The organism is Streptosporangium sp. NPDC023825 (assembly GCF_040639575.1).
Taxonomy (GTDB): Bacteria; Actinomycetota; Actinomycetes; order Streptosporangiales; family Streptosporangiaceae; genus Streptosporangium.
On the sequence record NZ_JBFAAE010000092.1, the window covers coordinates 1 to 24,838 of the forward strand.

Annotated in this window: 20 protein-coding genes and 1 pseudogene; 10 read left to right on the top strand and 11 right to left on the bottom strand. The window is 71.6% G+C overall.

From position 1 onward, the window contains the following. The 5 genes from AB0G15_RS40700 to AB0G15_RS40720 all read left to right on the top strand — a co-directional run. Positions 1-1,760: tetratricopeptide repeat protein (locus AB0G15_RS40700; RefSeq protein ID WP_362850808.1), on the top strand; the 1,760-nt coding region annotated here is incomplete at its 5' end. Positions 1,761-2,011: 251 nt separating this feature from the next. Next, positions 2,012-3,052, top strand: coding sequence for an ABC transporter substrate-binding protein (locus tag AB0G15_RS40705; protein ID WP_362850810.1), 1,041 nt, complete (start codon positions 2,012-2,014; stop codon positions 3,050-3,052). A 9-nt stretch (positions 3,053-3,061) separates the two neighbouring features. Further along, the gene (locus AB0G15_RS40710) at positions 3,062-4,087 is read left to right on the top strand and encodes an iron ABC transporter permease (RefSeq protein ID WP_362850811.1); all 1,026 of its coding nucleotides are present in this window, start codon (positions 3,062-3,064) and stop codon (positions 4,085-4,087) included. Positions 4,088-4,091: 4 nt separating this feature from the next. Beyond that, a complete protein-coding gene (locus AB0G15_RS40715) occupies positions 4,092-5,147 on the top strand; it encodes an iron chelate uptake ABC transporter family permease subunit (RefSeq protein WP_362850813.1) in 1,056 nt (351 codons plus the stop codon). Continuing rightward, positions 5,144-5,917 (top strand): ABC transporter ATP-binding protein, encoded by a 774-nt coding sequence (locus AB0G15_RS40720; protein ID WP_362850815.1) that lies wholly within the window; start codon positions 5,144-5,146, stop codon positions 5,915-5,917. Before AB0G15_RS40715 ends, AB0G15_RS40720 begins: the two co-directional genes overlap by 4 nt. 178 nt (positions 5,918-6,095) lie before the next feature. Here AB0G15_RS40720 and AB0G15_RS40725 read toward each other — a convergent pair whose 3' ends face one another. The 3 genes from AB0G15_RS40725 to helR all read right to left on the bottom strand — a co-directional run bounded on the left by AB0G15_RS40725 (position 6,096) and on the right by helR (position 9,831). Next, positions 6,096-6,524 (bottom strand): STAS domain-containing protein, encoded by a 429-nt coding sequence (locus tag AB0G15_RS40725; protein WP_362850816.1) that lies wholly within the window; start codon positions 6,522-6,524, stop codon positions 6,096-6,098. A gap of 688 nt (positions 6,525-7,212) precedes the next feature. Next, positions 7,213-7,548 (bottom strand): hypothetical protein, encoded by a 336-nt coding sequence (locus AB0G15_RS40730; RefSeq protein WP_362850818.1) that lies wholly within the window; start codon positions 7,546-7,548, stop codon positions 7,213-7,215. A gap of 135 nt (positions 7,549-7,683) precedes the next feature. Continuing rightward, positions 7,684-9,831: an RNA polymerase recycling motor ATPase HelR gene (gene helR / locus AB0G15_RS40735; RefSeq protein WP_362850820.1), complete on the bottom strand. Its 2,148-nt coding sequence runs from the start codon at positions 9,829-9,831 to the stop codon at positions 7,684-7,686. Positions 9,832-11,067: 1,236 nt separating this feature from the next. Here helR and rox point away from each other — a divergent pair. Beyond that, positions 11,068-12,495, top strand: coding sequence for a rifampin monooxygenase (gene rox / locus AB0G15_RS40740; protein WP_362850843.1), 1,428 nt, complete (start codon positions 11,068-11,070; stop codon positions 12,493-12,495). Positions 12,496-12,708: 213 nt separating this feature from the next. Here the strand turns inward: rox and AB0G15_RS40745 are convergent, their stop codons facing one another. Further along, the gene (locus tag AB0G15_RS40745) at positions 12,709-13,377 is read right to left on the bottom strand and encodes a GAP family protein (RefSeq protein ID WP_362850822.1); all 669 of its coding nucleotides are present in this window, start codon (positions 13,375-13,377) and stop codon (positions 12,709-12,711) included. Positions 13,378-13,459: 82 nt separating this feature from the next. Between AB0G15_RS40745 and AB0G15_RS40750 the strand changes: the two genes are divergently transcribed. The 3 genes from AB0G15_RS40750 (at position 13,460) to AB0G15_RS40760 (ending at position 16,127) form a co-directional block, all read left to right on the top strand. After that, the gene (locus AB0G15_RS40750; protein ID WP_362850824.1) at positions 13,460-14,086 is read left to right on the top strand and encodes a TetR family transcriptional regulator C-terminal domain-containing protein; all 627 of its coding nucleotides are present in this window, start codon (positions 13,460-13,462) and stop codon (positions 14,084-14,086) included. Positions 14,087-14,481: 395 nt separating this feature from the next. Next, positions 14,482-14,922 carry a hypothetical protein gene (locus tag AB0G15_RS40755; protein WP_362850826.1) on the top strand — a complete coding sequence of 147 codons (441 nt, stop codon included), beginning with the start codon at positions 14,482-14,484 and terminating at the stop codon, positions 14,920-14,922. Positions 14,923-14,966: 44 nt separating this feature from the next. Beyond that, on the top strand, positions 14,967-16,127 hold the full coding sequence (locus AB0G15_RS40760) for an ROK family transcriptional regulator (protein WP_362850828.1): 1,161 nt from the start codon (positions 14,967-14,969) through the stop codon (positions 16,125-16,127). On the opposite strand, the gene AB0G15_RS40765 is transcribed toward AB0G15_RS40760, so the two are convergent. The 3 genes from AB0G15_RS40765 to AB0G15_RS40775 all read right to left on the bottom strand — a co-directional run bounded on the left by AB0G15_RS40765 (position 16,111) and on the right by AB0G15_RS40775 (position 20,176). Beyond that, positions 16,111-18,315, bottom strand: coding sequence for a transglycosylase domain-containing protein (locus tag AB0G15_RS40765; protein WP_362850829.1), 2,205 nt, complete (start codon positions 18,313-18,315; stop codon positions 16,111-16,113). The two genes, AB0G15_RS40760 and AB0G15_RS40765, sit on opposite strands and share 17 nt — an antisense overlap. Before the next feature lie 109 nt (positions 18,316-18,424). Beyond that, complete coding sequence (gene bla, locus AB0G15_RS40770) at positions 18,425-19,435, bottom strand: class A beta-lactamase (RefSeq protein WP_362850831.1); 1,011 nt, start codon at positions 19,433-19,435, stop codon at positions 18,425-18,427. 183 nt (positions 19,436-19,618) lie between these two features. Continuing rightward, positions 19,619-20,176, bottom strand: coding sequence for a TetR/AcrR family transcriptional regulator (locus tag AB0G15_RS40775; RefSeq protein WP_362850833.1), 558 nt, complete (start codon positions 20,174-20,176; stop codon positions 19,619-19,621). 111 nt (positions 20,177-20,287) lie between these two features. On the opposite strand from AB0G15_RS40775, the gene AB0G15_RS40780 reads away from it, so the two are divergent. Continuing rightward, entirely contained in the window at positions 20,288-20,941 is a 654-nt protein-coding gene (locus AB0G15_RS40780) for a methyltransferase domain-containing protein (RefSeq protein WP_362850835.1), read from the top strand. A gap of 244 nt (positions 20,942-21,185) precedes the next feature. Here the strand turns inward: AB0G15_RS40780 and AB0G15_RS40785 are convergent, their stop codons facing one another. The 4 genes and pseudogenes from AB0G15_RS40785 to AB0G15_RS40800 all read right to left on the bottom strand — a co-directional run. Beyond that, a complete protein-coding gene (locus AB0G15_RS40785; protein ID WP_362850837.1) occupies positions 21,186-23,435 on the bottom strand; it encodes a heavy metal translocating P-type ATPase in 2,250 nt (749 codons plus the stop codon). A 31-nt stretch (positions 23,436-23,466) separates the two neighbouring features. After that, entirely contained in the window at positions 23,467-24,471 is a 1,005-nt protein-coding gene (locus AB0G15_RS40790; RefSeq protein ID WP_362850839.1) for a hypothetical protein, read from the bottom strand. Next, a complete protein-coding gene (locus AB0G15_RS40795) occupies positions 24,468-24,677 on the bottom strand; it encodes a cation transporter (RefSeq protein WP_362850841.1) in 210 nt (69 codons plus the stop codon). Before AB0G15_RS40795 ends, AB0G15_RS40790 begins: the two co-directional genes overlap by 4 nt. 32 nt (positions 24,678-24,709) lie before the next feature. Continuing rightward, positions 24,710-24,838 (bottom strand): annotated as a pseudogene (locus AB0G15_RS40800) (transcriptional regulator); the annotation flags it as partial.

Here is a 24,838-nt window from a genome sequence, read left to right on the forward strand (position 1 = left end):
CCGCCGACCGCATCCCGGTCACATCGGCCGAGCGGAGCGCTCTGTGGCGTGCCGAGCTGGCCGACCGCCGCGTGCTGGTCGTGCTGGACAACGCCTTCGACGCCGAGCACGTGCGCCCCCTGCTGCCGGGGCGCTCCGACACCCTCGTTCTGATCACCAGCAGGCGCCGGCTCGTCGATCTGGACGGCGCCCACGCCCTGTCGGTCGACGTGCTGGGGGAGGAGGACGCCGCCGGGCTGTTCGGGCGGATCGTGGGGGAGCGCGCCCACCGTGAGCCGGATGCCGTACGCGAGGTGTTGCGGTTGTGCGGGCACCTGCCGCTCGCCATCCGGATCTCGGCCGCCCGCCTGCAGCACCGTCCGCGCTGGACCGTGTCCTACCTCGCCGGCCGGCTGCGGGAGCATCGCCGGCTCCTGGACGGGGTGTCGGCGGCCTTCGCCCTGTCCTACGAGCACCTCGGCGAGGCCGAGCGGCGCATGTTCCGCCTGCTCGGGCTGGTGCCCGGCCGCGACATCGACCCGTGCGGCGCGGCCGCGCTGGCCGCGATCTCGGAGGAGGAGGCGGAGGAGCTTCTCGAGAGCCTTCTCGACGCCCACATGCTCCTGCAGCTCGAACCGGGCCGGTACACTTTTCACGACCTGCTGCGGGAGCACGCCCGTTCGATCGCGGAGGACGACGGCGCCGTCATGCGGCTGCTCGCCTACTACCTGCACCGTTCCCGGGCGGCGATGGACCGCCTCTTCCCCGACAGCGTCGCCCAGCGGGAGGGCGTCCCCCCGCCGGCCGCTCCGGTCGCGCCCGTCCGCGACGCCGCGCAGGCGCTCGCCTGGCTCGACACCGAGCGTGCCAACATCATCGCGACCGCCGTCCACGGGCCCGAGATCTGTCTCGGCTTCCTGGCTCTGACGATGCGCCCCTTCCTCGACCGGCAGGCGCACCACGACGACGCGCTCACGCTCCACACCCTGGCGCTCCAGCGCAGCCGCAAGCTCGGCGACCGCGCGGTCCAGGCGCGGGCGCTCACCGACCTGGCGTGGACCTACTGGCGGCTGGGCGAGTACGAGCGGGCGGAGGAGCACGCCCACCAGGCTCTCGAGGTGTGCGAGGAGGCCCGCGAACGGGCGCGGGCACTGCTCACGCTGGGCAACGTGGCCCTGCGGCGGCGGGACGAGCGGGCCGAGCGGTACCTCAAGCAGGCGCTCGACCTGACCCGGACCGGTGCCGACACCTGGGGCGAGGCTCACGTGCTGGGCATCCTCGCCCTCGTCCTCGACAGGGCCGGCCGTCCGCAGGAGGCCCGGCGCCACCTCGACCTTGCGCTGGCGCTCCACCGCAAGGTCGGCAATCCCGCCGGAGAGGCGGTGATCCTCAACCATCTCGGTGTCGTTCTCCGGCACCAGGGCGAGTTCGACCAGGCACGCGTGCGTCACGAGCAGGCGGCTGCCCTTTACCGCAGGCTCGGCAACGCCGCCGGCGAGGCCGCCGCGCTCAACGGGCTGGCCGAGGCGGCGGGTGACCCGGCTCGGGCGGCCGAGGAGCACGCGGCCGCGCTCGCGCTCGCCGACGTGACGCGCAACCGGCCGGAGCGGGCGCGTGCTCACGACGGGCTGGCGCGCGCCCATCTCGCGCTCGGGCGCTCGGGGCAGGCCGGGGAGCACGGGCGGCTGGCCCTCAGCCTCTACCGGGAGCTCGGCGTTCCGGAGGCCGAGGAGGTCCGTGCCCTCCTGGAACGTGCCGGGGAGTTCGCGAGCGGGCCGTGACCCTCCCCGTGACCCTCCGTGACGCGGTACGCCGGCACCGCGCGGACCGGGCGGCCGGTCGACCCGCCCACAGGGCACCGCCCGGCGTACGGCACCGTCCGGCGTGACGTGCCTGGCCAGGGCCATGCGCGGAGCGGATGGCAGGTGCGCGGCGGGAAGTGCGAGATCGGTCACATCGGCCCGAGTTGATATTTTGGGTAGCCTAACCTAACTTTAGGGCGAAGTTTCCCTTTGCGAGATAGGAACACCGCATGCGCACGTCGCGTCGGGTTCTCGCCGTGGCGGCGTTGGGCCTTGCGCTCACCGCTTGCGGTGCACAGAACTCCCCGGGCACGCAGAACTCCCCGGGTGCACAGAACTCCCCCGGCGCACAGCCCTCGTCGTCCGGCCCGTGGTCGTTCACCGACGGCTCCGGTGAGACGGTCAAGGCCGACAAGGTCCCCACGCGGATCATCGCGCACGCGGGTGAGGCGGCCGCGCTGATGTCGTTCGGCATCAAACCGGTCGGCGTCTACGCCGACGAGTCGGTCAAGACCGACCCCAACCTGAAGAACCTCGACCTTTCCGGGATCGAGCTTCTCGGCCAGGAGTGGGGCAAGATCGACGTGGAGAAGGCGGCCGCGTTGCGGCCGGATCTGATCGTCGCGGACTGGTGGCCGGCGGAGAAGGCGCACAGCGGCCTGGAGGAAGGCGTCGACGAGAAGAGCAAGAAGCTCGCCGAGCTGGCTCCGGTGGTGGGCGTCTCCCAGGGCAAGTCCATCGAGGACCTGGCCGAGGGGTACGAGAGCCTCGCCGAGAGCCTGGGCGCCAAGGTGGACGCTCCCGAGGTCGCCGCGAACAAGAAGCGTTTCGAGGAGTCCGTCGCGAAGTTCAAGGCGGCGGTCGCGGACAAGCCCGGCCTGACGGCTCTCGGCATGTCGCCCGCCGACGACAAGCTGTACGCCGCCAACCCCGAGTACGCGCCCGAGCTGCTGGACTTCCAGCGCTGGGGCCTGAAGGTGATCAACCCGGCCAAGCCGGACGCGGGTTTCCCGTACTGGGAGAACCTCAGCTGGGAGAACGCCGACAAGTACCAGCCCGACCTGATTCTGTGGGACGGCAGGTCCTTCACGCCCACGGCCAACGCCGAGTGGGGCAAGAAGCAGCCCACCTGGTTCAAGATCAAGGCGGCCAAGGCCGGTGCGGTGGCGGCGTGGCCGGCCTACTGGCTGCACACGTTCGGCGACTTCGCCACCGAGGTGGACAAGCTCACCGAAGCGATCAAGGTCGCTGACGAGAACCTCGGCGACTGATCCCCTCCGATGCCCAGCACGCTTTCCATACGACGGGCCCCGGTCCTCGGACTCGGGCTCGTCGCGCTCTGCGTCCTGCTCGCCGCGGTGGCGTTCCTCAGCGTGACCCTCGGCTCGCGCGACATCGGCCTGCCCGATGTCCTGCGGGCGCTGGGCGGCCTCGGCGCCGATGACTCGATCACCGGTACGGTGACCCTGGAGCTGCGCGTGCCGCGTACGCTCCTGGGCATCCTGGTCGGTGCGGCCCTGGGTGTCGCGGGCGCGATCCTGCAGGGGGTCACGCGCAATCCGCTGGCCGACGCCGGCATCATGGGGATCAACTCCGGCGCGGCCGTCCTGGTGGTCCTCGCGTTCACGGTCCTGGGAATCCGGGGGGTGGGCGTGTACGTGTGGTTCGCCTTCGCGGGCGCGATCGTCGCGACCCTGCTGGGGTACACGATCGCGTCGCTGGGCCGCGAGGGCGCCACCCCCGTCAAGCTGGCCCTGGCCGGCGCGGCGGTCACCGCCGGCCTCGGCTCCGTCACCACGGGCATCATCATGACCGACGTCGACGCGCTGAACGAGCTGCGTTTCTGGCAGGTCGGGTCGCTCGCCGGCCGGTACGCGCCGATCCTGACCGGGGTCGCGCCGTTCCTGCTGGCGGGCCTGGTGGCGGCACTGTGCCTGGGCAGGGCGCTCAACGGGCTCGCGCTCGGCGAGGACGTCGCGCGAGGGCTCGGCCAGCGGGTCGGCCTCACCAGGGCCGTCGCCTTCGGGGTCGTCGCGATACTCGCCGGCGCGGCCACGGCCGCCTGCGGGCCGATCGTCTTCATCGGGCTGGTGGTGCCGCACCTCGCGCGGGCGCTCTGCGGCCCGGACCACCGCTGGATCCTGCCGTACTCGATGCTGCTGGCGCCCATCGTGCTGCTGCTGGCCGACGTGCTCGGCCGGGTCGCGGGCGCCCCCGGGGAACTGCAGGTCGGCGTGGTCCTCGGAGTGCTCGGCGCGCCGGTCTTCGTGGTGATCGTGCGCTACGGCCGGCTGTCGGAGGTGTGACGGGATGACCACGACTCACGACGCCTTCACCACCGTCTCCGACACCGTCCGCGCCACCCGGCGCGGCCGTACGGTCCGGATGGTGGTGGTGATCTCCGCGCTGACCGCGACCGTCGCCACCCTGTTCGTGGTGACCATGATGGTGGGCAGCTTCCGTCTCTCCGCCACCGAGGTGATCGGGTCGCTGCTGGGCACGATCGACGACCCGAGCCTCGACTTCGTCGTCCTGGGCCTGCGGCTCCCCACCGCCGCGACCGCGCTCTCGGTCGGGCTCGCCCTCGGCGCGTCCGGGACGATCTTCCAGCAGCTGCTCCGCAATCCCCTCGCCTCACCCGACTTCGTGGGCATCTCCTCCGGCGCCGGCCTGGCAGCGGTCACCGGCATCGTGTTCCTGCAGGTCGGAGGAATCGCCGTCGCCGGGCTCGCGTTGGGCGGGGCCGTCGTGGCCGCGCTGCTGATGTACGTGCTCGCCTGGCGCGACGGGGTGAGCGGTTACCGCTTCATCCTGATCGGCATCGGCATGGCGGCCTTCTTCGAGGGCCTCACCGGGTTCGTGCTGACCCGCGCCCAGCTGTTCGAGGCGCGCCAGGCGATGCACTGGCTGACCGGTTCGGTCGGGCAGGCCAGTGACACCGAGCTGCGGCTGCTGCTGGTCGCGCTGGTCGTCCTGCTGCCCCTGTCCATGCTGCTGCAACGGCAGCTTCGCGTGCTCGAACTCGGCGACGACGCCGCGCGAGGACTGGGCGTGCCCACCGAGTTCGCCCGCGCCGGCCTGTTGGCCACCGCCGTGGTCCTGGTCGCGCTGGCCGTCGCGGCGGCCGGGCCCCTGGTCTTCGTCGCGCTCGTCGCGGGACCCATCGCCAACCGGCTGCTGGGCCCCGCCACCGGCGGCGTGGTCGCCGCCGCCCTGGTGGGCGCGGTGGTCCTGCTCACCGCCGACCTGGTCGCCGTCCATCTGCTGCCGACAGCGCTGCCCACCGGTGTGGTCACCGGCGCGGTCGGCGCACCGTACCTGTTGTGGCTGCTGGCCACCACGAACAGACAAGGAGCAGGCGGATGAGCCGCCTCCGCGCCGAAGGCCTGTCCCTGGGCTACGACGATCGAGCCGTCATCACCGACCTCGACGTCTCCGTACTCGACGGGAAGATCACCGCGATCGTCGGTGCCAACGCCTGCGGCAAGTCGACGCTGCTGCGCGGCCTGGCCCGGCTCATCAAACCGCGCCGGGGAGTGGTGTATCTCGACGACAGGACGCTCGGCGACCTGAGCACCCTCGACGTGGCCAAGGTGCTCGGCCTGCTGCCGCAGACCCCCGTGGCGCCCGACGGCATCACGGTCGCCGACCTGGTCTCCCGCGGCCGCTACCCGCACCAGGGCTGGTTTCGCCGGTGGACCGACCGTGACCACGAGGCGGTGACCCGGGCACTGGCGGCGACCGGCACGGCCGACCTGATCGACCGCCCGCTGCGCGCGCTCTCCGGCGGGCAGCGGCAGCGGGTCTGGGTCGCCATGGCGCTGGCCCAGGACACCGACCTGCTGCTGCTCGACGAGCCCACCACGTTCCTGGACATCAACCACCAGGTGGAGCTGCTCCGGCTGTTGCGCAGGCTCAACGCCGAGTCCGGCAAGACCATCGTCGCGGTACTGCACGACCTCAACCTGGCCTCCCGCTTCTGCGACCACATCATCGCCATGGCCGGCGGCGCCGTCGTCGCCGAGGGCCCCCCGGCCGAGGTGATCACCGCCGAACTGGTCGAGAAGGTCTTCGGCCTCTCCTGCGTGATCGTCCCCGACCCGGTCGCCGGAACTCCCGTCGTGGTGCCCGCCTAGAAGATCACCGAAGCCGCCGGGGCCGGCCTCATCTCGAACGGCGGCGCCTTCGAGCCGTCGCCGCCGGCGTGTTCCCGGCGGCGACCGGCCCGCCCGGCCGATCCGCGGCGCGCTCGTCTTCGGACGTGAGTCCCGGCCGGCCGCGCGGGCGGCCCCCGCTCGCCGGCACCGGGCCGGTTCAGCCGGCGGGGCCTCCCGGAATCGGCGTCGGCGGCGGTGTCGACTCCGGAGCCGGCCTCATCCCCTCTCCGAGAGGGGGGCCTGGGTCCTGCCGCCGCAGGGCGCTCACCGCCTCGGGCAGGGTCAGGCGAACCTCGAAGTGATCCACCATGCGCGTCAACACGAAAAGGCGGCGCGCACGCCCCTGCGGGGGAAGGACCACGATCAGGCGTCCCTGGCGCCGCTGGACTTTCCGCCGCATCTCCACCAGGGCGCCCACCCCGGCCGAGGCGATGAAGGTCACCTGGGTGAGGTCGACGACCAGCGACAGGTCATCGAACGTGAGCAGCGCCTCGTCGAGCTTCACCGCGACGTCCGGAACCGTCGTGGCGTCCAGCTCGCCGATGACACGCAGCACCCGCACCGGCCCCAGACGCCAGCTCTGCACTTGCGTAACGGCTCGATCACCCGGCATGACGCCACCTCCCCGCGGTCACGCCACGTGCCAACCGGATCATTGTCCGGCTTATTGCGAACGGCGTCCATCCGGCCCTCGGAGACCGGGGTGGAAAGGCCGTCACCTGCGGCGCTCGCGGCTCCGGCGAGCGGCTCCGGGACATGCGCACCGGCCGTGGCGCGGTGCGACGTCGGAGGTTCCACGATCAGATCGGGAAGGCGATGGGACGGCCGGTGGTCGCACCACCGCGAGGACTGTGGGGTGCCCCCATCGCCATGCGCCGCACGGGATGATCGCGCAGGGCCTGCCGAATTCGGCCGTCACCCATTCGCGGATTACCTGAAAAACTAACAATATGGCGATATGTAGCATCGTTGCCGACTCTACGGACCGTCGGTATCGACCAAGAAACGCCAAGGTGGGCGACTGTTTCCTCTCGTTCATATTTGCATGGATATCATGGCTTAAGTCGGGTTAGTTGCCGAGGCCGGACTTGTGATCCGCGCCCTCGTGTAACCTCCGGCTTTCTTCTCCGTGGTGATCCTGGACCAAGGCTTTGTGCTATATGGGGCGAACGTCCGGATGTCCAGGAACTAGCGTTTTACGTGACGTCGATTCAACATATTTCCGGAAACTGCATTGGCGTGTTGTCAGCCGCGGAAGCAGGCCGGGCCCGACATCAGACACGGAGTGATATTTCATGTTCAAGCAGGCTCTCGCCGCCGGCGCATTGACGGCTTCCAGTTTCATCATCGCCATGACGATGTCGGCTCAGCCCGCCGGGGCGAGCGCGGCAGTCCAGGAAGCCGCTCCGGCACACCTCCTTCTGAACGATCCCCCTCCTGGCCATCATCACCACCACCATCCCTGGCCCGGCCACCACCATCACCCTTGGCACGGCCACCACCACCATCACTCCTGGCCCGGCCACCATCACCACCACCATCCCTGGCCCGGCCACCATCACCCTTGGCACGGCCACCACCACCCCTGGCCCGGCCACCACCATCACCACCACCCCTAGCCTGGCCGGCCACCACCAGGTTCCCTGTTCCGGGCGGTGTCCTTTCCGGGCGGTGTCCTCGCGGTGCCGTTCGTGACCGCGCCGGCGTACGAGGTGGCGACCTCGCCGTAGCGGGCGCGGCCGGCGTCAGGAGCTCGTGAGGATGACGAGCTGCCCGGTCGCCCGGGTCATGGCGACATAGCGGTCGACCGCTCCCTCGATGCCGGTGCCGAACGCCTCCGGATCGACGAGGACGACCAGGTCGAACTCGAGCCCCTTCGACAGCTCCGGGGTCAGCGACCGGACGCGGGACGTCGCCCGGAACGCGGGATCGCCGATGACACAGGCGATCCCGTCGGCGTGCGCGGCGAGCCAGGTGTCGAGGATCGAGCCCAGATCCGAAGCGGATCCGTGCACGACGGGGACGTCGCTGCTGCGGATGGAGGTCGGCACGTTGGCGTCCGGGAGCACGGCCCGGATGACCGGCTCGGCTTCCGCCATGATCTCCTCAGGCGTCCGGTAGTTGACGCTCAGGGAGGCCAGGTCGACCCGGTCGAGCCCGATCCGCTCGAGCCGTTCCCGCCACGACTCGGTGAATCCACGCCTGGCCTGGGCACGGTCCCCGACGATGGTGAAACTCCGGGACGGGCAGCGGAGCAGCAACATCTGCCACTCCGCGTCGGTCAGTTCCTGCGCCTCGTCCACGACGATGTGCGCGAACGGGCCGGCGAGCAGGTCCGGCTCGGTGCCGGGCGGCGCGGTCTCGTCGACCAGGGCGTCCTTCATGTCCCGTCCGTGCAGCATCGTCACCACACCCTCACCGTCGTCGTCGGCCTCGAGCAGGGCGTCGACGACGTTGGCCATGCGCTCGCGTTCGGCGGCGACGGCGGCCTCGTGGCGGCGCCTGCGCCGCGCCGCCTCCGGGTCGCCGAGCCGCTGCCGTGCCGCGTCCAGGAACGGCAGGTCGGACACCGTCCAGGCCTGGGCGTCCTCACGCCGCAGCTTCCGGACGTCGTCGGGGCCGAGCCAGGGGGCGCACATCCGCAGGTAGGCCGGTACCGACCACAGGTCCCCGACGAGGTCGGCCGCCTCGATCAGCGGCCACGCGCGGTTGAAGGTCGTGAGCAGCTCCCTGTCCCGCAGCAGCGACCTGCGGAGCAGGTCGGCCGAGACCTCGCCCTCGTGCTTGTCCATCAGGATCGTGAGCAGCTCCTCCCAGATCCGGTCGCGCGCCTCGTTGTGCGGAGTACCGGGTTCCGGTGCCTCGAACGCCTCGGCCCAGTCCTCGGCGCTCAGCCAGATGTCGGACCAGGGGGTCGTGACCGTCATCCCCTTGTCCGGCGGGTTCTCGTAGAACCTGACGGCCGGCTCGATCGCCTTCACCAGGTCCGCGGACGACTTGAGGCGGGCCACCTCCGGGTCGGCCTCGACCGCCGCCGAGGCTCCCTCGGCGACGAGGTCTCGCAGGGTGCAGGTCTGCACGCCCTCCTCTCCGAGGCTGGGCAGGACGTCGGCGACGTAGGCCAGGTAGGGCTGGTGCGGACCGACGAACAGCACGCCGCCCCGGCGGCGGCCGAGGCGGGGGTCGGAGTAGAGGAGGTAGGCGGAGCGGTGCAGAGCCACGACGGTCTTGCCCGTGCCCGGGCCGCCGTCGACGACGAGAGCGCCGCGAGATCCCGCGCGGATGATGGCGTCCTGGTCGGCCTGGATGGTGCCGAGCACGTCCCGCATCCTGGGCGACCGGTTGCCGCCCAGGCTGGCGATGAAGGCGGACTGGTCGTCGAGCGCGGCGTGCCCTTCGAACCCGTCCGAGGTGAACACCTCGTCCCAGTAGTCGCTGATCCGGCCGCGGGTCCAGCGGTACCTGCGGCGGCTCGCCAGCCCCATCGGGTTGGCGTGGGTGGCTCCGAAGAACGGCTCGGCCGCGGGGGAGCGCCAGTCGAGCAGCAGCCGACGGCCCGCGCTGTCGGTGAGGCCGAGCCGTCCGATGTACACGGGCTCGGAGTCGTCGGCGCCGACCATGTGCCCAAGGCACAGGTCCAGGCCGAAGCGGCGCAGCGCGCGCAGCCGGGCGGTCAGCCGGTGGATCTCCAGGTCCCGGTCCAGCACCTGCCGGCCCTTGCCGCCGGGCGCCTTGCGCTCGGCGTCGAGACGGTCGGACAGGTCGGCGATCGACCGCTCAAGGCTGTCCGCGATGGCCGCGAAGTGCTGCTCGTCGCCGGCGATCAGCGCCGGGTCGGCCTTGGGGGAGAGGTGGTCAGGAAGGTCGAACGCGCTGGCGGTCAGCGATGTCACGTCATTTGCTCCGATCTGAGGGCGCTTGCGCTGTCACGTGCGGCAAGGGGGATGAACCGGCGCGACGAGCCCGGTGGTCATGGCGAGCGACGCTCCGCCTGACGCGGGCCCGTGTCCGTCGCCGGTTCAGGTCGTCCGGGTTATCGGGTTCTCGTGTTCCGGCTCGACGGTCTCGCGTGGTTCACGCGGGCACGGGCGGTCTTTCCCGGCTGATCGCGTCGAGCGGCGGCGTCGCGGTCACCGTCGCCCCGCCGGGTGCGGATCGTGCCGGCCACGGACCGCGCGCCGGCCCGGCCGGCGGCTCCGCGAACTCCTCGTCCGGCGGCGCGCACACCCGCGCCTCCGTACCGAGTCCTCGCGACCGCACCGCGAGCGCCACCGGCGGTCCGACGTCCCCCCCGCGACCCATGAGCCGACAACACCACACGCACTTCCCATCCCCGTTTCCGCAGGCTCTGGCCTCGGCCGACGATTCTGCAGCATGACCCGGGTCTTGTGGCAAGCCCCCCGGTGCGCTATACATTGAGAGTGGAAAGGAGTGGATACTCCCCTTTCCGACTCATTGCCCGCTCTGGGCGGGCGATCTCCTCACGAAGCGGCGGCACGTCGCGTACGCCGGCACCGCCGGCCCAGGAGGATCACCATCAGGCCTGCGAGGAACGGTCGTCGGCCTGCCCGAAGGATTTCCGGCTGACGAGCGGGCGGCGGCGTGCGGACGGTTCGCCGGGGAGCCGGGGAGCCGGAGCCGGAGCGGCTCTTCCTCCTGAACGACACTCCTCCTCAACGACACGGGCCGGGGCCTGATCGCGCCGCGCCGGACGAAGGGGGACGCGTCCCGGGGGTGTCCAACCGGCGGCGTCGCCGCGAGCGGCGCGTCACCGCCTCGGGAGGGGCTTGTCGGTCCGCGACGGACGACAGACGGTGAAGGCGGACGGCAAACGGTGAAGGCAAGGAGATCGCGGACTCCTTGTCACTTTCAATGTACAGCGCACCGGGGGGCTTGCGGCAAGCCCCGGGTCATGCTGCAGAATCATCGGCCGAGGCCAGGACCTGCGGAAATCAGGAGCTCGCGAAGCACGTGTCCTTTCGCCGACCGGCGTACGGAGCACGTGGGACGCCGGACCGCCGGTGGCACCCGCGGCGCGGTCGCGAGGACTTGGTACGGAGGCGCGGGTGCGCGCCGCCGGACCGCGCGGAGCGGCGGCCGAAACGCAAACTTGTCCGATGGGGGTTTTCATGATCGACGTGATCGTCGCCGGTGGGGGACCGACCGGCTTGATGCTGGCCGGCGAGTTGCGGCTGCACGGCGTGCACGTGCTCGTGCTGGAGAAGGAGGCGGAGCCGACCGCGCACGTCCGCTCGCTCGGCCTGCACGTGCGCAGCATCGAGGTGATGGACCAGCGCGGCCTGCTGGAGCGGTTCCTCGCCCACGGCCGGCGGCATCCGGTCGGTGGTTTCTTCGCCGGCATCACCAAGCCCTCGCCCGGCCGGCTGGACACCGCGCACGGCTACGTCCTCGGCATCCCGCAGACCATCACCGATCGCCTGCTGGCCGAGCGCGCCGCCGAGCTCGGCGCCGAGATCCGGCGCGGCCGCGAGCTGGCCGGGCTGAGCCAGGACGAGGAGGGGGTGACCGCCGAGCTGGCGGACGGCACGCGACTGCGCTCGCGCTACCTCGTCGGCTGCGACGGCGGCCGCAGCACGGTGCGCAGGCTGCTCGGCGTCGGCTTCCCCGGTGAGCCCTCCAGGATCGACACGCTGCTGGGCGAGATGGAGGTGGCCGTGCCGCCGGAGACGGTGGCCGCCGTGGTGGCCGAAGTCCGCAGGACCCAGCTGCGGTTCGGCCTCGGCCCCCTCGGGGGCGGGGTGTACCGCGTCGTCGTGCCCGCCGAGGGGGTGGCCGGGGACCGCTCGGTCCCGCCGGCCCTGGAGGAGTTCAGGCGACAGCTGCGGGCCTTCGCCGGCACCGACTTCGGCGTGCACTCACCGCGCTGGCTGTCCCGCTTCGGCGATGCCACCCGGCAGGCCGAGCGCTACCGGACCGGCCGGGTGCTGCTGGCCGGCGACGCGGCGCACATCCACCCGCCGATGGGCGGGCAGGGGCTGAACCTCGGCATCCAGGACGCGTTCAACCTCGGCTGGAAGCTGGCCGCCGAGGTCGGCGGCTGGGCACCGGAGGGGCTGCTGGACAGCTACCACACCGAGCGGCACCCGGTGGCCGCCGACGTGCTGGACAACACCCGCGCGCAGGCGGAGCTGATGTCCACCGAGCCGGGGCCGCAGGCGGTGCGCCGGCTGCTGGCGGAGCTGATGGACTTCGAGGACGTCAACCGGCACCTGATCGAGAAGATCGTCGCGATCGGGGTCCGCTACGACGTCGGCGAGGGACATGACCTGCTCGGCCGGCGGATGCGGGACGTGACGTTGAAGCGCGGTCGCCTCTACGAGCTGATGCGCGGCGGCCGCGGGCTGCTGCTCGACCAGACCGGCCGGCTCTCGGTGGCGGGCTGGGCGGATCGGGTCGACCACGTCGTCGACGTCGGCGAGGAACTGGACGTGCCCGCCGTGCTGCTGCGGCCGGACGGCCACGTGGCGTGGGCCGGTGAGGACCAGCGGGATCTGCTCGACCGGCTGCCCAGGTGGTTCGGCGCCGCCGCCGGCTGAGCGCGGCCGCGGGCTCGCGACGCCGCGTGTGCGGTGTCGCGTGTCCCGGTCCCCGTGTCCCGGTCCCCGTGTCCCCGTGTTCGCGACGGTTCGATCGGGGGCCGGCGTGCGGACCTCGTCGGCCCGCCGTCGTCCCTCGCCGTCCGGTGGAGTTTCCCGCCGAGGAGCGGGTCGCGACGCGCGGAAGCCTCGCCGAGGTGCCGGCGCGGGCGGTCACGGACTCGTCGTGAAGGTGATCTGGTCCGGTGCCGCGTCCAGGAGGATCAGGACTCCCGCTATCCCGACGATCCAGCGCAGCGTCGAGCGGGATCCCGAGGAGAGCCTGCTCTCCCACCGTTCGAACCGCTCGCGCATCCGCTCGCCCAGGGCGGCCCACGCGGCGAGGAGCAGGATGCCCGGGAGCACCATGACGGTCACGTACACGCCGAGGAGCGGTGACCACTGGACGGCGGTCAGGTGGGCCGCGGTCATGACGCCGATCGCGGCGAAGTACGGCACGGCGGTGGCGAACTCGAACAGCCAGGTCCCCAGCCCCAGCAGCAGCATCGCACGCAGGGTGAAGGACCGGGCCTGGACGGACGCGCGTTCGGGGTCCTTGTCGGGGATGAAGTAGCTCCCCACTATGAGCGCCACGCCGAGGACGGCCTGCCCCCAGGCCCACACGGCCTCGTCGACGACCGGCACGACGGCGCCCAGGCCGAACATGAGCAGCACGCCCAGGGCGAAGTACGCGATCGCGACCGAGCCGAGATACACGCCGAGCAGCGCGCCCACGCGGCGCGGCCTGGCCAGCAGCAGGTAGAGCGTCACCCCGATCACGGTGGGGCTCAGCGTGTCGAGCAGGGCCAGCCCGAGCACCGCCCCGATCGTCTCGATCGACAAACCTGTCTCCTCACGGGAGTCGACGAGCCGTAATAATACACCCGTGTCAGTTTAAATAACACATGCGTGCTAACATGTTCGCGTGCCGCGACTCGTTGATCATGACCGGCGGCGGGCCGAGCTCGGCGAGGCCGCCGTCCGGGTGATCCTGCGCGAAGGCCTCGCCGGTGTGACCGTCCGCGGGGTCGCCGCCGAAGCCGGCTGGTCCACCGGGTCCCTGCGGCATTACTTCGGCAACCAGCACGAACTGCAGGCCTACGTCGTGCGGGCCGCCACCGACGTCCTCCGTCTGCGGGTCCTCCCGCGCGTCCAGCGGCCCCGCACGCAGGGTTCGGTGGTCGAACGGATCGCCACGATCGTGGAGGAGATGCTGCCGCTCGACGCCGAGCGGCGCGAGGAGTACGTGCTGTGGTCGGCGATCGTGGAATGGGAGCGCCGGCACCCTCCGGAGGGAGGCTCGGTGACGTGGAGCGACCAGCGGGCGCTGTACCGCCAGTGCGTCGCCGCCATGCGCGGGTACGAGTCGATCCGCGAACCGGACCAGGCCACGCTCCCGCACCCCGACGCCCAGGTCGAGCTCTGGGCGGCGCTCCTGCACACGTTCGTCGACGGGCTCGCCGGCCAGATCGTGAACACCCCCGGCGAGGTGTCCGCCGACACCGCCGCGTGGCTGCTGCGTTCACTGCTGCAGGCCGTCCCTCGCGAATGACCGGACCGGTACGCGCACCGGCCGTGAGCCGGAGGCGCGGCGCGGGCCGCACAGGTTCGACGACACCGGTTCCGGCGGCGCGGCGAGGGCCCTGACCGCCGCGCGGCCCCTGCGGTCCTTGCCCTCACAGGGGCCGAGGCCGGTCCGCGTCTCCCGCAACCGCAGGTCACGCCGCGACCCTCAACGGGGTAGATATGATTAGCTGTTGACAAATTATCGCTAGCCCGCGTCGTTATTAACCGGTGGCCGGCCCTGAAATGCCGGTGGAGGGGCTCTCGATAAGGAGCGCGCATGCACGCGGTTGGGACACGACCCGATACCGGGACCGGTCGGCTTTCCGGGCTTCTCGGCCGCGGAGGCGGCCCGCGCAGACGGCGGGACGACCGGCTGGTCGGGTGGTTGTTCCTGCTGCCGGTGATCGTCGGTTTCGTCGTCTTCTGCGCAGCGGCCCCGACGTCGCCCCGCTGTGGACCAACTACGCCACCGACGGTTCCTCGGACGCGATGGCCTGCAACGCCGTCGTGAACACGCTGCACCGGCTGTGGCAGTCGCCTCTCGCCCAGGTCGACCCCGACGTCGTCTACTTCCGCAGCCGCCTCAACCTGCTCACCGAGACCCAGATGAGCCGGCTGCACGACCTGGCCGCGATCTGCGGGTTCAAGGCCGTCTCCGACCCGCCGTCCTGGCTCGACCCGGGCGAGCTCGAGCGCATGGCCGCCTACCTCGCCGAACAGCCCGAGATCGTCCAGAAGGGCAGGTACAGCTTCGCCGTCGACAGCCGTGTCGTCGACTTCACCTCAGCACTGAACCCCGGACAGCAGTATCCGATCTCGTGACGGGCCGCTAGAATTTCGCTTCAACGAAGCATAATTGGGGGGTAGTGGTGCCCGACGCGGCCGGAGCCGACGTCAGCAAGCTCCGCGAACTCAACTCGCTCAGCATCGTCCGGGCGATGCGGGGTCAGCCCCCCGCGACCGTCACCGAGCTCGCCACCCGTACCGGCCTGTCCAGGCCCGGGGCCGACGTCGTGGTCCGCGGGCTGGTCACCGACGGGTGGGTGAAGGTCGTCGAGCCCGACGGCAGCAGCGTCGGCCGTCCGGCCCGCCGCTACCGCTTCAACGCCGACGCCGGGCACGTGCTCGGCGTCGACGTCGGCGGCCACAAGATACTCGTCCTGCTGGCCGACCTCGAAGGACAGGTCCTGCGTAGCCACCGGCTGCCGGTCGAGCCCGACGCGGACCCGGCCGCGCGGCTCGAGGCCGTCGACACCGCCATCTCCCAGTGCCTGGCGGCCGCCGGGACGCGGCCCGACCAGATCTGGGCGGTGACGGTCGGGGTGACCGGACCCGTCGACGCGACCGGCCGTACCACGCTGTTCACCCCGCTGCCGGGCCGGGCGAGCGTATCTCCCGCCGAGCACCTCGCGGCCCGGTTCACCTGCCCGGTCCTCGTCGAGAACGACTGCAAGCTCGCCGCGGTCGCCGAACGCTGGCAGGGCGCCGCGCAGGACGCCGACGACATCGTCTACCTGCTGGCGGGCATGCGAATCGGCGCGGGCCTCATCATCGACGGCACCCTGCGGCGCGGCTACGGGGGAGCGGCCGGCGAGATCGGCGCGCTCAAAGCGGTCCGCTGGCTCTCGGCCCCCTCCCACATCGAGAACTGTCCCGGGGTGCCCGAGGACATCCACCCGAACGACAAGGCCGCCTGGGTCTTCGAACGCGCCCGCGAGGGCGACCGCGACGCCAGGACCGCGCTCCGCCGCTACGTCAAGGACCTGGCCGTCGGGGCCGCGGCCCTCGTGCTGACCCTCGACCCGCAGGTCGTCATCCTCGGCGGCGGCTACTCCCGCTCCGCCGACCTCATCATCGATCCCCTGGAGCAGGAGCTACGCCGCCTCTGCCTGCGCGTCCCCGAGATCAGGGCGTCCGATCTCGGCGCGGACAGCGTCGCCCTCGGCGCGCTGCGCGTCGCCCTGGACCAGGTCGACGCGCAGCTGTTCACCGACGGAATGCCCGCCCCCCTCACCCTCCACGCCTGAGATCGTCCGTCTCGCCGGCCGCTTCCTCGTCCGGAGGCGTCCGGGCCGGTCGGCAGTGCCGCCCGCAGCCGCCGAACCGCGCCGAGTCGATCGGGGTGAAGGAGGTGGCCGGCACGCCCTTCAGTGCGCCGATCATGGTGTCCTTCCAGATCGGCCCGGGCACGGTGGCCCCGAAGACGGCGCCGTAATGTCTGCCGCCGATGGTGACGTCGTTCAGCTTGTGCGCGATGGCGCCCCGGGGGTCGCCGATGCTCACCGCGCCGGCCAGGTCCGGGGTGAACCCCGCGAACCACGCGCTCGCCTGGTCGTCGTTGGTGCCGGTCTTGCCCGCGGCGTCGCGGCCGATGCCGCCCACCGCCCGCATCGTGCCCTTGGTGAACACCCCCGACAGGATGTGCGCCGTGGCGTCCGCGATCCCGGGATCCAGCACCTGGCGGCACTTCGGCCGGTGGCCGGTCGTCCTGCCGTTCCGGTCGGTGACGCGGGTGACGGCCATGGGGGCGCAGTACTTCCCGCGCGCGCCGATGGCGGCGTAGGCGGCCGCGACGGTCACCGGGTCCATCTCGTTGATGCCGAGGGTGAAGGTCTCGTACTCCCGCAGCTTGCGGTCGTCGGCGCGCTTGATGCCCAGCGACCTGGCGGTCCGGACGGTGTCGCACAGGCCGACGCGGCGTTCGAGTTCCATGAAGAAGGTGTTGACCGACTGCCAGGTGCCGGTCTGCAGCGACTTGAAGCCGGGAGATCCCTCGTCGTTGGTGACGGTGTGCGTCGGGTCGCCGATGTTCTCGCCCGCGCAGTTCTTGAAGTCGGCGTAGCCCGAGGCGCGGTAGCCGTTTCCGACGGTGAAGCCGTCGTCGATCCTCATGCCCTGCTTCAGGGCCGTGATCAGCGTGAAGGTCTTGAACGTCGAGCCTGCCTGGAACCCGCCGATGCCGCCGTGGTCGGTGTCGGCCACGATGTTGTACGACATCTCGTTCCTGCGCGCGGAGGTGCCGTACTCGCGGCTGGCCGCCATGGCCTTGATCATCCCGGTGCCCGGCTGGACCAGGGCCTCGGCGGCCACGGGGTCGTCGGAGGCGTGGACGTGTCTCCCGACGGCTTTTTCCGCCGCCGCCTGCATGCGGGGGTCCAGCGTCGTCCTGATCGTCAGGCCGCCGCGGTAGAGGAGCCGGGCGCGCTCCTCCGCGGTCCTGCCGAACGCGGGATCGCGCAGGAACTCCTCGCGCACGTACACGCAGAAGTAGGGGTACGGGCTGGCCGTGCAGTTGCCGGGCAGGGGAGTGCCCCGGTAGCCGAGCTTTTTCGCCTTGGCCGCGGCGGCCTGCCGCGGGGTGATCGCGCCGAGTTCCGCCATCCGGTCGAGCACGACGTCGCGCCGTTTCAGCAGCCTTCGCCGGTTCTCCCCGCCGCCCTCAGGATCGGTGGCGGTGGGCAGCTGCACGGCTCCGGCCAGGGTGGCCGCCTGCCACAGGTTGAGCCGGGAGGCGCGCACGCCGAAGAAGCGCCGGGCCGCCGCCTCGATGCCGTTGGCCCCGGCGCCGAAATAGGCGATGTTGAGGTACTTCTCGAGGATCTGGTCCTTGGTGTACTTCCGCTCGACCCCCATCGCGTAGCGCAACTCGGTGAGCTTGCGCGCGTAACTGGCCTCCAGGGCCTTTTCCTTCTCCTTGCCGGTGACGGCCGTGTTCAGCAGCACCTGCTTGACGTACTGCTGCGTGATGCCGGAACCCCCCTGGCTCACTCCTCCCGAGGAGAGGTTCTTGGCCAGGGCCCGCACCGTGCCTTCGAGGTCGATCGCGCCGTGCTCGTAGAAGCGGTAGTCCTCGATCGAGACGATGGCCGCCTTCATGACGCCGGACACCCGGCCGAGCGGCACGACCTCGCGGTACACGTCCCAGAACTGCGCGATCGGGCGGCCTCTGGCGTCGAGGACGGTCGTCTTCTCGGCGAGCGGCGGCTCGGCGAGCTCCGCGGGATTGAGGTCGAGCCCGTCCGACGCTCCGACGATCACCGCCCCCGCGCCTCCCACGGCGGGCAGCGCGAGCCCGGCCGTCAACACTCCCACCGCCGCCGCGGCGCCGGCCAGACGCACGATCTTCGCCCCCGCTGACGATCGGGTCCTGGCCGGGCGCGGGCGGTGCACCCGCCGGACGGCGGCGTCGTCCGGCTCCTGGTCGAAGAGGTTCATCCTTCGTCCCCGGCGCGCATCGGACGAACGGGGCGGGGGAGCGTCGGACGAACGGGGCGGGGGAGCGCGGCGAGAGAGGTGATCCCCGGCCCCTTGCACTGCCCCGGCATCAGAGCCTGCCGAGCCCGCGGGCGAGGACGGTGGCGGTCTTCGCGATGACCCTGTCCTCGACGGTGCCGTTCACGGCCCTGCGGTTGGTGTAGATCGACATGATGACGGGGGCGGCCGACCTGCCCGGCCAGACCACCGCGATATCGTTTCCGGCCCCGTACCTGGAGCTCGTGCCGGTCTTGTCGCCGATCGTCCAGGTCCTGGGCAGGCCCGCGCGGATGCGGGCGTCCCCGGTCGTGTTCGCGATCAGCCAGGCGTTCAGCCGCTGCCGGTCCTTGGCGTTGAGGGCGTTGCCCGCAGTGACCGCGCGCAGGTCACGGCCCATGGACGCGGGCGTCGTGGTGTCGCGCCTCTCCTTGGGGCTCCAGTCGTTGAGCTCGGTCTCCCACCGGTCCAGCCGGGAGAGCGGGTCCTTCAGCGTCCGGAGGTACCGGGTCAGGCCTGCGGGGCCGCCGATCTGCCTCAGCAGCATGTTGGCCGCGGTGTTGTCGCTCTGGGTGACGGCCGCCTCGCACAGCCGCGCGACGGTCAGCCCGCCCTTGACGTGCTTTTCGGTGACCGGGGAGTGCTCCTGCAGATCGGCGGCCGTCCAGCGCACGACCTTGTCCATCAGGCCGGGTTCGGAGGTGCGGGCCTTATGCAGCACGGCCGCGGCGGCCATCGCCTTGAAGGTGGACAGCATCGGGAAACGCTCGCCCGACCGGTAGCCGATCGTCGCGCCGGTGGCGGTGTCGACGGCGTACGCGCCGATCCGGCCCTTGAAGGACGCCTCCAGCGCGCGCAGCTCCTTCACGGCCCGGATCCGACCCGGCGCCGGTGCCGTCGCGGGCGCGGCCGGCGCGGCCGGGACGGTGGACACGGCGGTGGACACGGTGGTGGACAGGGTGGTGGACGTAGTGGCGGACAGGGTGGTGGACGCGTGGCCGGTCGCGGTGACCCCCGCCATCGGGACGAACGCGAGGGAGGTCAGCGCCCAGAGCGTGGCGCGTCGGAGAAGCCGGGTGGGCACGGCGGGATGCCTTCCTGTCGTGAATCTGGGGCGCGGAGAAGTCTCACGCCGGCATCCGATGCCGTCAAAGACGGAAACAGGCAAATCTATGCTGAAATGGCATACGGCCAGGTTGTGGAGGTCTTGCGGAGCATGCCGCCCAGCCGGTGGCGTGCCACGATCCGGTGGTCTTTCGCACCGGTCTCACGCCCGAGCCAGTAAGGCTCGTGCGCCGGGGGTGATCGTCGTGTGGAACGCCGCGTCCAGTTCGGCCGGTGTGGCGTCGATCTCCCCGTCCACCCACTTTCGCACCAAGGCCATGAACGCCCCGACGGCGCAGGTGACCACCAGATCGAGCGAGGCGCCGGCACGCCCGCCCCGGGCGAGCAGCTCGTCGCGGATGACGGCCTGCAGCAGTTGCTCGCCGTGGGCGATCACCATCTGGCCACCACGGCGTCCGAGCAGTGCCCGCACCAGCCTGCGCTGCTCCTGCACGTGCTCGAACATCGCCAGGCTGAAGCCGAACAGCGGGCCGTCGGCACTCGGGGCCGGATGCAGAAAGGCGATCTCGTCCAGGTTGGCGAACAACACGGCCTGCTTGTCGGCGAAGTGGGCGTAGAAGGTCGAGCGCCCGACGTCGGCGCGGTTGATGAGGTCGGTGACGGTCACCGGCTCATACCCCTTCTCCAGGATCAGCTCCACCAGCGCGCGCTGGATCGCCTGCCGGGTGCGCCGCACCCGCCTGTCGGTGTTTCCGGACACTTCACCGGTCCTGTTCGGTATGGCACAGCAAGGCGGAAGTGGTTGTTGACCCCGTCATTCTAACGAACGGATCATTCATTACTGAACAGGTTGTTCGAGAGGAGAACAATAATGGGACTGGGAAGATTGCTCCACGATCACGCCGAGCACGCAGACGAGGGCGGGACGATCGATCACCCCCGCGCCTACGACATCGCGGCGAACATCGGCCTGCTCGGGCGACGGCGCGAGATCTTCACCCGCCTGGCGGCGCTGTCCGGAGCCCGGCCGGGCGACCGGGTGCTCGACGTCGGCTGCGGCACCGGCTACCTGACCCGGATCCTGGCCCCGCTCGCCGGCCCGGCAGGCCACGTGACCGGCGTCGACCCCTCACCACCCATGATCGGCCATGCCCGTCGACGCGCCCCGGGCAACTGCTCCTACGTCGCGGGCGCCGGGCAGGCGCTCGACCTGCCCGACGCCTCCTTCGACGTGGTGGTCTCCAGCCTGGCCGTCCACCACATGCCGGCCGCCGAGCGAGGCGCCGCCGTAAGGGAGATGTTCCGGGTACTGCGGCCGGGCGGACGGCTGCTGATCGCCGAGTTCCGCCCGCCCGCCAACCACCTGCTCGCCCATCTCATCGGCATGGTGTCGGGCCCCGCGATGCGACACAGCCCGCGGGACCTGCTCGGCGACCTGATCCCCGACGCCGGATTCCACCTCATCGACGAGGGCGACCTGCCGGTCATGCTCTACTACGTCCGCGCCTCGCGCCCCTCGGCCTGAGGAGCGCGACGGGTCGAGAGGGCGGCCTGCCGGCGGGATCGTCGCGGCAGCTCGCCGGTGCCCGTCAGCGGTGGTGGGCGTGGACGACGGCGTGTCCCCTGCCCCGGCCGCAGGGCCTTGTGCCAGCCGACGCCGGCCCTGCGCAACCCGACCGGGGTGAGCGTGTATCAAGGCCGGCGTGGGCCAGGGACGTGCTCGAACACGGCCGCGGACGATCGTCGTCCGCGGCCGCATCGGTGTCTCGCTATCCGAAGGTGCGCAGGCGCAGACTGTTGCCGACCACGAAGACCGAGGAGAACGCCATCGCGGCCCCGGCGATCATCGGGTTGAGCAGGCCGAGCGCGGCCAGGGGCAGGGCGGCCACGTTGTAGGCGAAGGCCCAGAACAGGTTGCCCTTGATGGTGCGCAGGGTACGGCGTGACAGCCGGATGGCGTCGGCGGCCACCCGCAGGTCGCCGCGGACCAGGGTGAGGTCGGAGGCCTCGATGGCCGCGTCGGTGCCGGTGCCCATGGCCAGGCCCAGATCGGCTTGGGCGAGCGCCGCGGCGTCGTTGACGCCGTCACCCACCATGGCCACCGACCTGCCCTCGGCCTGCAGCCGCTTGACGACCTCGACCTTGTCGGCGGGCAGCACCTCGGCGATGACCTCGGTGATGCCGACCTCGGCCGCGACCGACCGCGCGACGGTCTCGTTGTCGCCGGTGAGCAGCACCGGCCTCAGGCCCAGGGCGCGTAGCCGTCGGATGGCCTCGGCCGAGGTGGGCTTGACGGTGTCGGCCACCGTCAGGACCGCGCGAGCCTGGCCGTCCCAGCCGACCGCGACGGCTGTGCGGCCCGCGGCCTGCGCCTCGGTGAGTGCCCGCTCCAGGCCGGTGGGCAGGTGCTGGGACCACTCGGCGAGCAGCGCGGGGCGGCCCGCCAGGACGGCGTGTCCGTCGACGATGCCCTGTACGCCGAGCCCTTCGCGGTTGGCGAAGTCCTCGGGGGCGGGCAGCTCGCCCACGCGTTCGGCCGCTCCCCGGGCGATGGCCTGGGCGATGGGGTGTTCGGAGGCGTGCTCCAGGGCACCCGCCAGGCGCAGCACCTGCGTCTCGTCCTCGCCGTCGGCGAGATGGACGCCGGCCAGGGTCATCTTGCCCTCGGTGACGGTCCCGGTCTTGTCGAGCACGACGGTGTCGACGGCGCGGGTGGATTCCAGCACCTCCGGGCCCTTGATCAGAATGCCGAGCTGGGCGCCGCGTCCGGTGCCGACGAGCAGGGCGGTCGGCGTGGCCAGGCCCAGGGCGCACGGGCAGGCGATGATCAGCACGGCCACCGCGGCGGTGAAGGCCGCCCCGGCCCCGCCGCCGGTTCCCAGCCAGTAGCCGAGCGTGCCGACGGCCAGTGCGATCACGACCGGCACGAAGATCCCGGAGATGCGGTCGGCCAGCCGCTGGACCTGGGCCTTACCCGTCTGAGCGTCTTCGACCAGCCTGGCCATCCGGGCCAGCTGGGTGTCGGATCCGACGCGGGTGGCGCGGATGAGCAGGCGTCCACCGGCGTTGACGGTCGCGCCGGTCACCGCTTCGCCGGGGCGCACCTCCACCGGCACCGATTCGCCGGTGAGCATGGAGGCGTCGACGGCGGAGGTCCCCTCTTCGACCACGCCGTCGGTGGCGATCTTCTCTCCGGGCCGGACGACGAACCGGTCGCCCGCCTTGAGCTCCTCGGCGGGAACGCGGGTCTCGACGCCGTCGCGCAGTACGGCGACGTCCTTGGCCCCCAACTCCAGCAGCGCCCGCAGGGCGGCGCCCGCGCGGCGCTTGGAGCGGGCCTCGAAGTAGCGGCCGGCCAGGATGAACGCCGTCACTCCGGCGGCGGCCTCCAGATAGATGTTGCCCGAGCCGTCGGTGCGTTCGATGGTGAAGGCGAACGGGTGGGTCATGCCAGGTGTGCCCGCCGTACCGAGGAACAGCGCCCACAGCGACCAGCCGAGTGCGGAGACGGTGCCGAGCGAGACCAGGGTGTCCATGGTCGCGGCGCCGTGGCGCAGGTTCGTCCAGGCTGCCCGGTGGAAGGGCCAGCCGGCGTAGACGACGACCGGGGCGGCCAAGGTGAGCGACAGCCACTGCCAGTTGACGAACTGCAGGGGCGGGACCATCGACATGGCGATCACCGGCACGGCGAGCACCACGGCGGTGATCAGCCGGTTGCGCAGCGGAGCGAGGTCGTCGGCCGGTTCGCCCGGGGAGTCGTCCCGGGCGGTACCGCTCGCGGGGGGCGCGGGGAGCGCGGCGGTGTAGCCGGTCTTCTCCACCTCGGCGACGAGGTCCTGGGGGTCGACACCCTCGGCGAAAGTGACCTTGGCCTTCTCGGTGGCGTAGTTCACGGTCGCGGTGACGCCGTCGAGCCTGTTGAGCTTGCGTTCGATCCGGTTGGCGCAGGACGCGCAGGTCATGCCGCCGATCGAGAGTTCGACCGTGTTTCGGGCCATGTCGTCGGTGAGGGAGGACATCACCTGCTCCTTTCGCTCGTCATGCCGGGTGTCAGTGATCGTGGTCGCCGTGCGAGGCGGACGCGGACGGCGTGGCCGCCGGCGCCTGGCCCGAAGTCGTGGCCGGTGCCGGGAGCTCACCGGCGCGGACGGTGAAGTCGGCGGTGCGCACGGTTCCCTCGTGCTGGAAGTCCAGGAACAGCCGGTAGTCGCCACGGCTGGGCACCTCGGCGTAGAAGGTGATCTGCGGGCCCGAGGGGGTCGTGCCGTCACCTGGTTCCCCGTCGGGGTGCACGTGCAGGTAGGCCAGGTCTCCGGCGCGCAGGGCGACCAGGTGCCCGTAGGCGCCCAGGTAGGGCTGCAGGTCGGTGACGGGCCTGCCGTCCTTGCCGACCGTGAGGGTGAGCTTGCCGGAGGCGCCGGGAGTCAGGTCCCCGTCCAGGGTGACGGTGTAGCCGTCGACCGTGGCGGTACGGCTTGTCGCGGGCAGCGCCTGGGGTTCCTGGGCGCCGGGGGCCTGCAGGTCGATGCCCAGGGTCAGCCCGCGGCCGCCCTCGGGGACGAAGTCGGCGAACGCCCGGTAGGCGCCCGCCTCGGGCAAGGTCAGCTTCACCGACCACACGCCGTCGTCGGTCAGTTCGGGGTGCAGGTGCTGGAAGCTGCCCAGATCGCGGGAGACCACGATGAGGTGCAGCCTCTTGCCGTGTTCTGTCCGGTAGGCGGTGACGGGCTTGCCGTCGGGGCCGATCACGCCGAAACGGAAGTCCGTCGCCTCGCCCGGCTCGACCGTGGTGGCCTGGGGGAGGAGGGTGTAGCCGTCCTGGGACACTTGAAGACCTCCGGGGGCGGGCTCGCCGGTCGCCGCCGGGCCGGGGGCCGGCTCGGTGTGGGTCCCGTGATCGCCCGCCTGGCTCGCGGACGGGGTCGCGTGGACCGTGTGGGCGCCCGCCGCGGGGCCGGGCCCGGTCGCGCCCACCGCGTTGCCGGCCCCCAGAGCCCCGCCGAAGATCACGACGAGTCCGAGGGCGTAGGCGCCCAGCCTGGCCGGTGCGTTCATGACGGGGCCACCACTTCGTAGCCGGCCTCGGCGACCGCGGCCGCGATCCGCGCCGGGTCGATCGGGCTCTCGCTCTGGACGGTCATCAGGCCGGTGGTCAGATCCACGTCGACGCCGGTGACGCCGGCGACCTCGCCGACCTCTTCTTTGACGGAGGAGACACAGTGGCCGCAGGTCATGCCGGTGACGGTGTAGGTGGTGGTCATGCGATCACTCCTTGGTCGGTTGGTTTCTTCGATCAGGAACGGACGAGGCGGGCGATGGCGTCGGTGGCCTCCCTGACCTTCTCCTCGGCCTCGGCGCCGCCCTTGGCGGTGGCCTCGGCCACGCAGTGCGCCAGATGCTCCTCCAGCAGGGACAGCGCGAA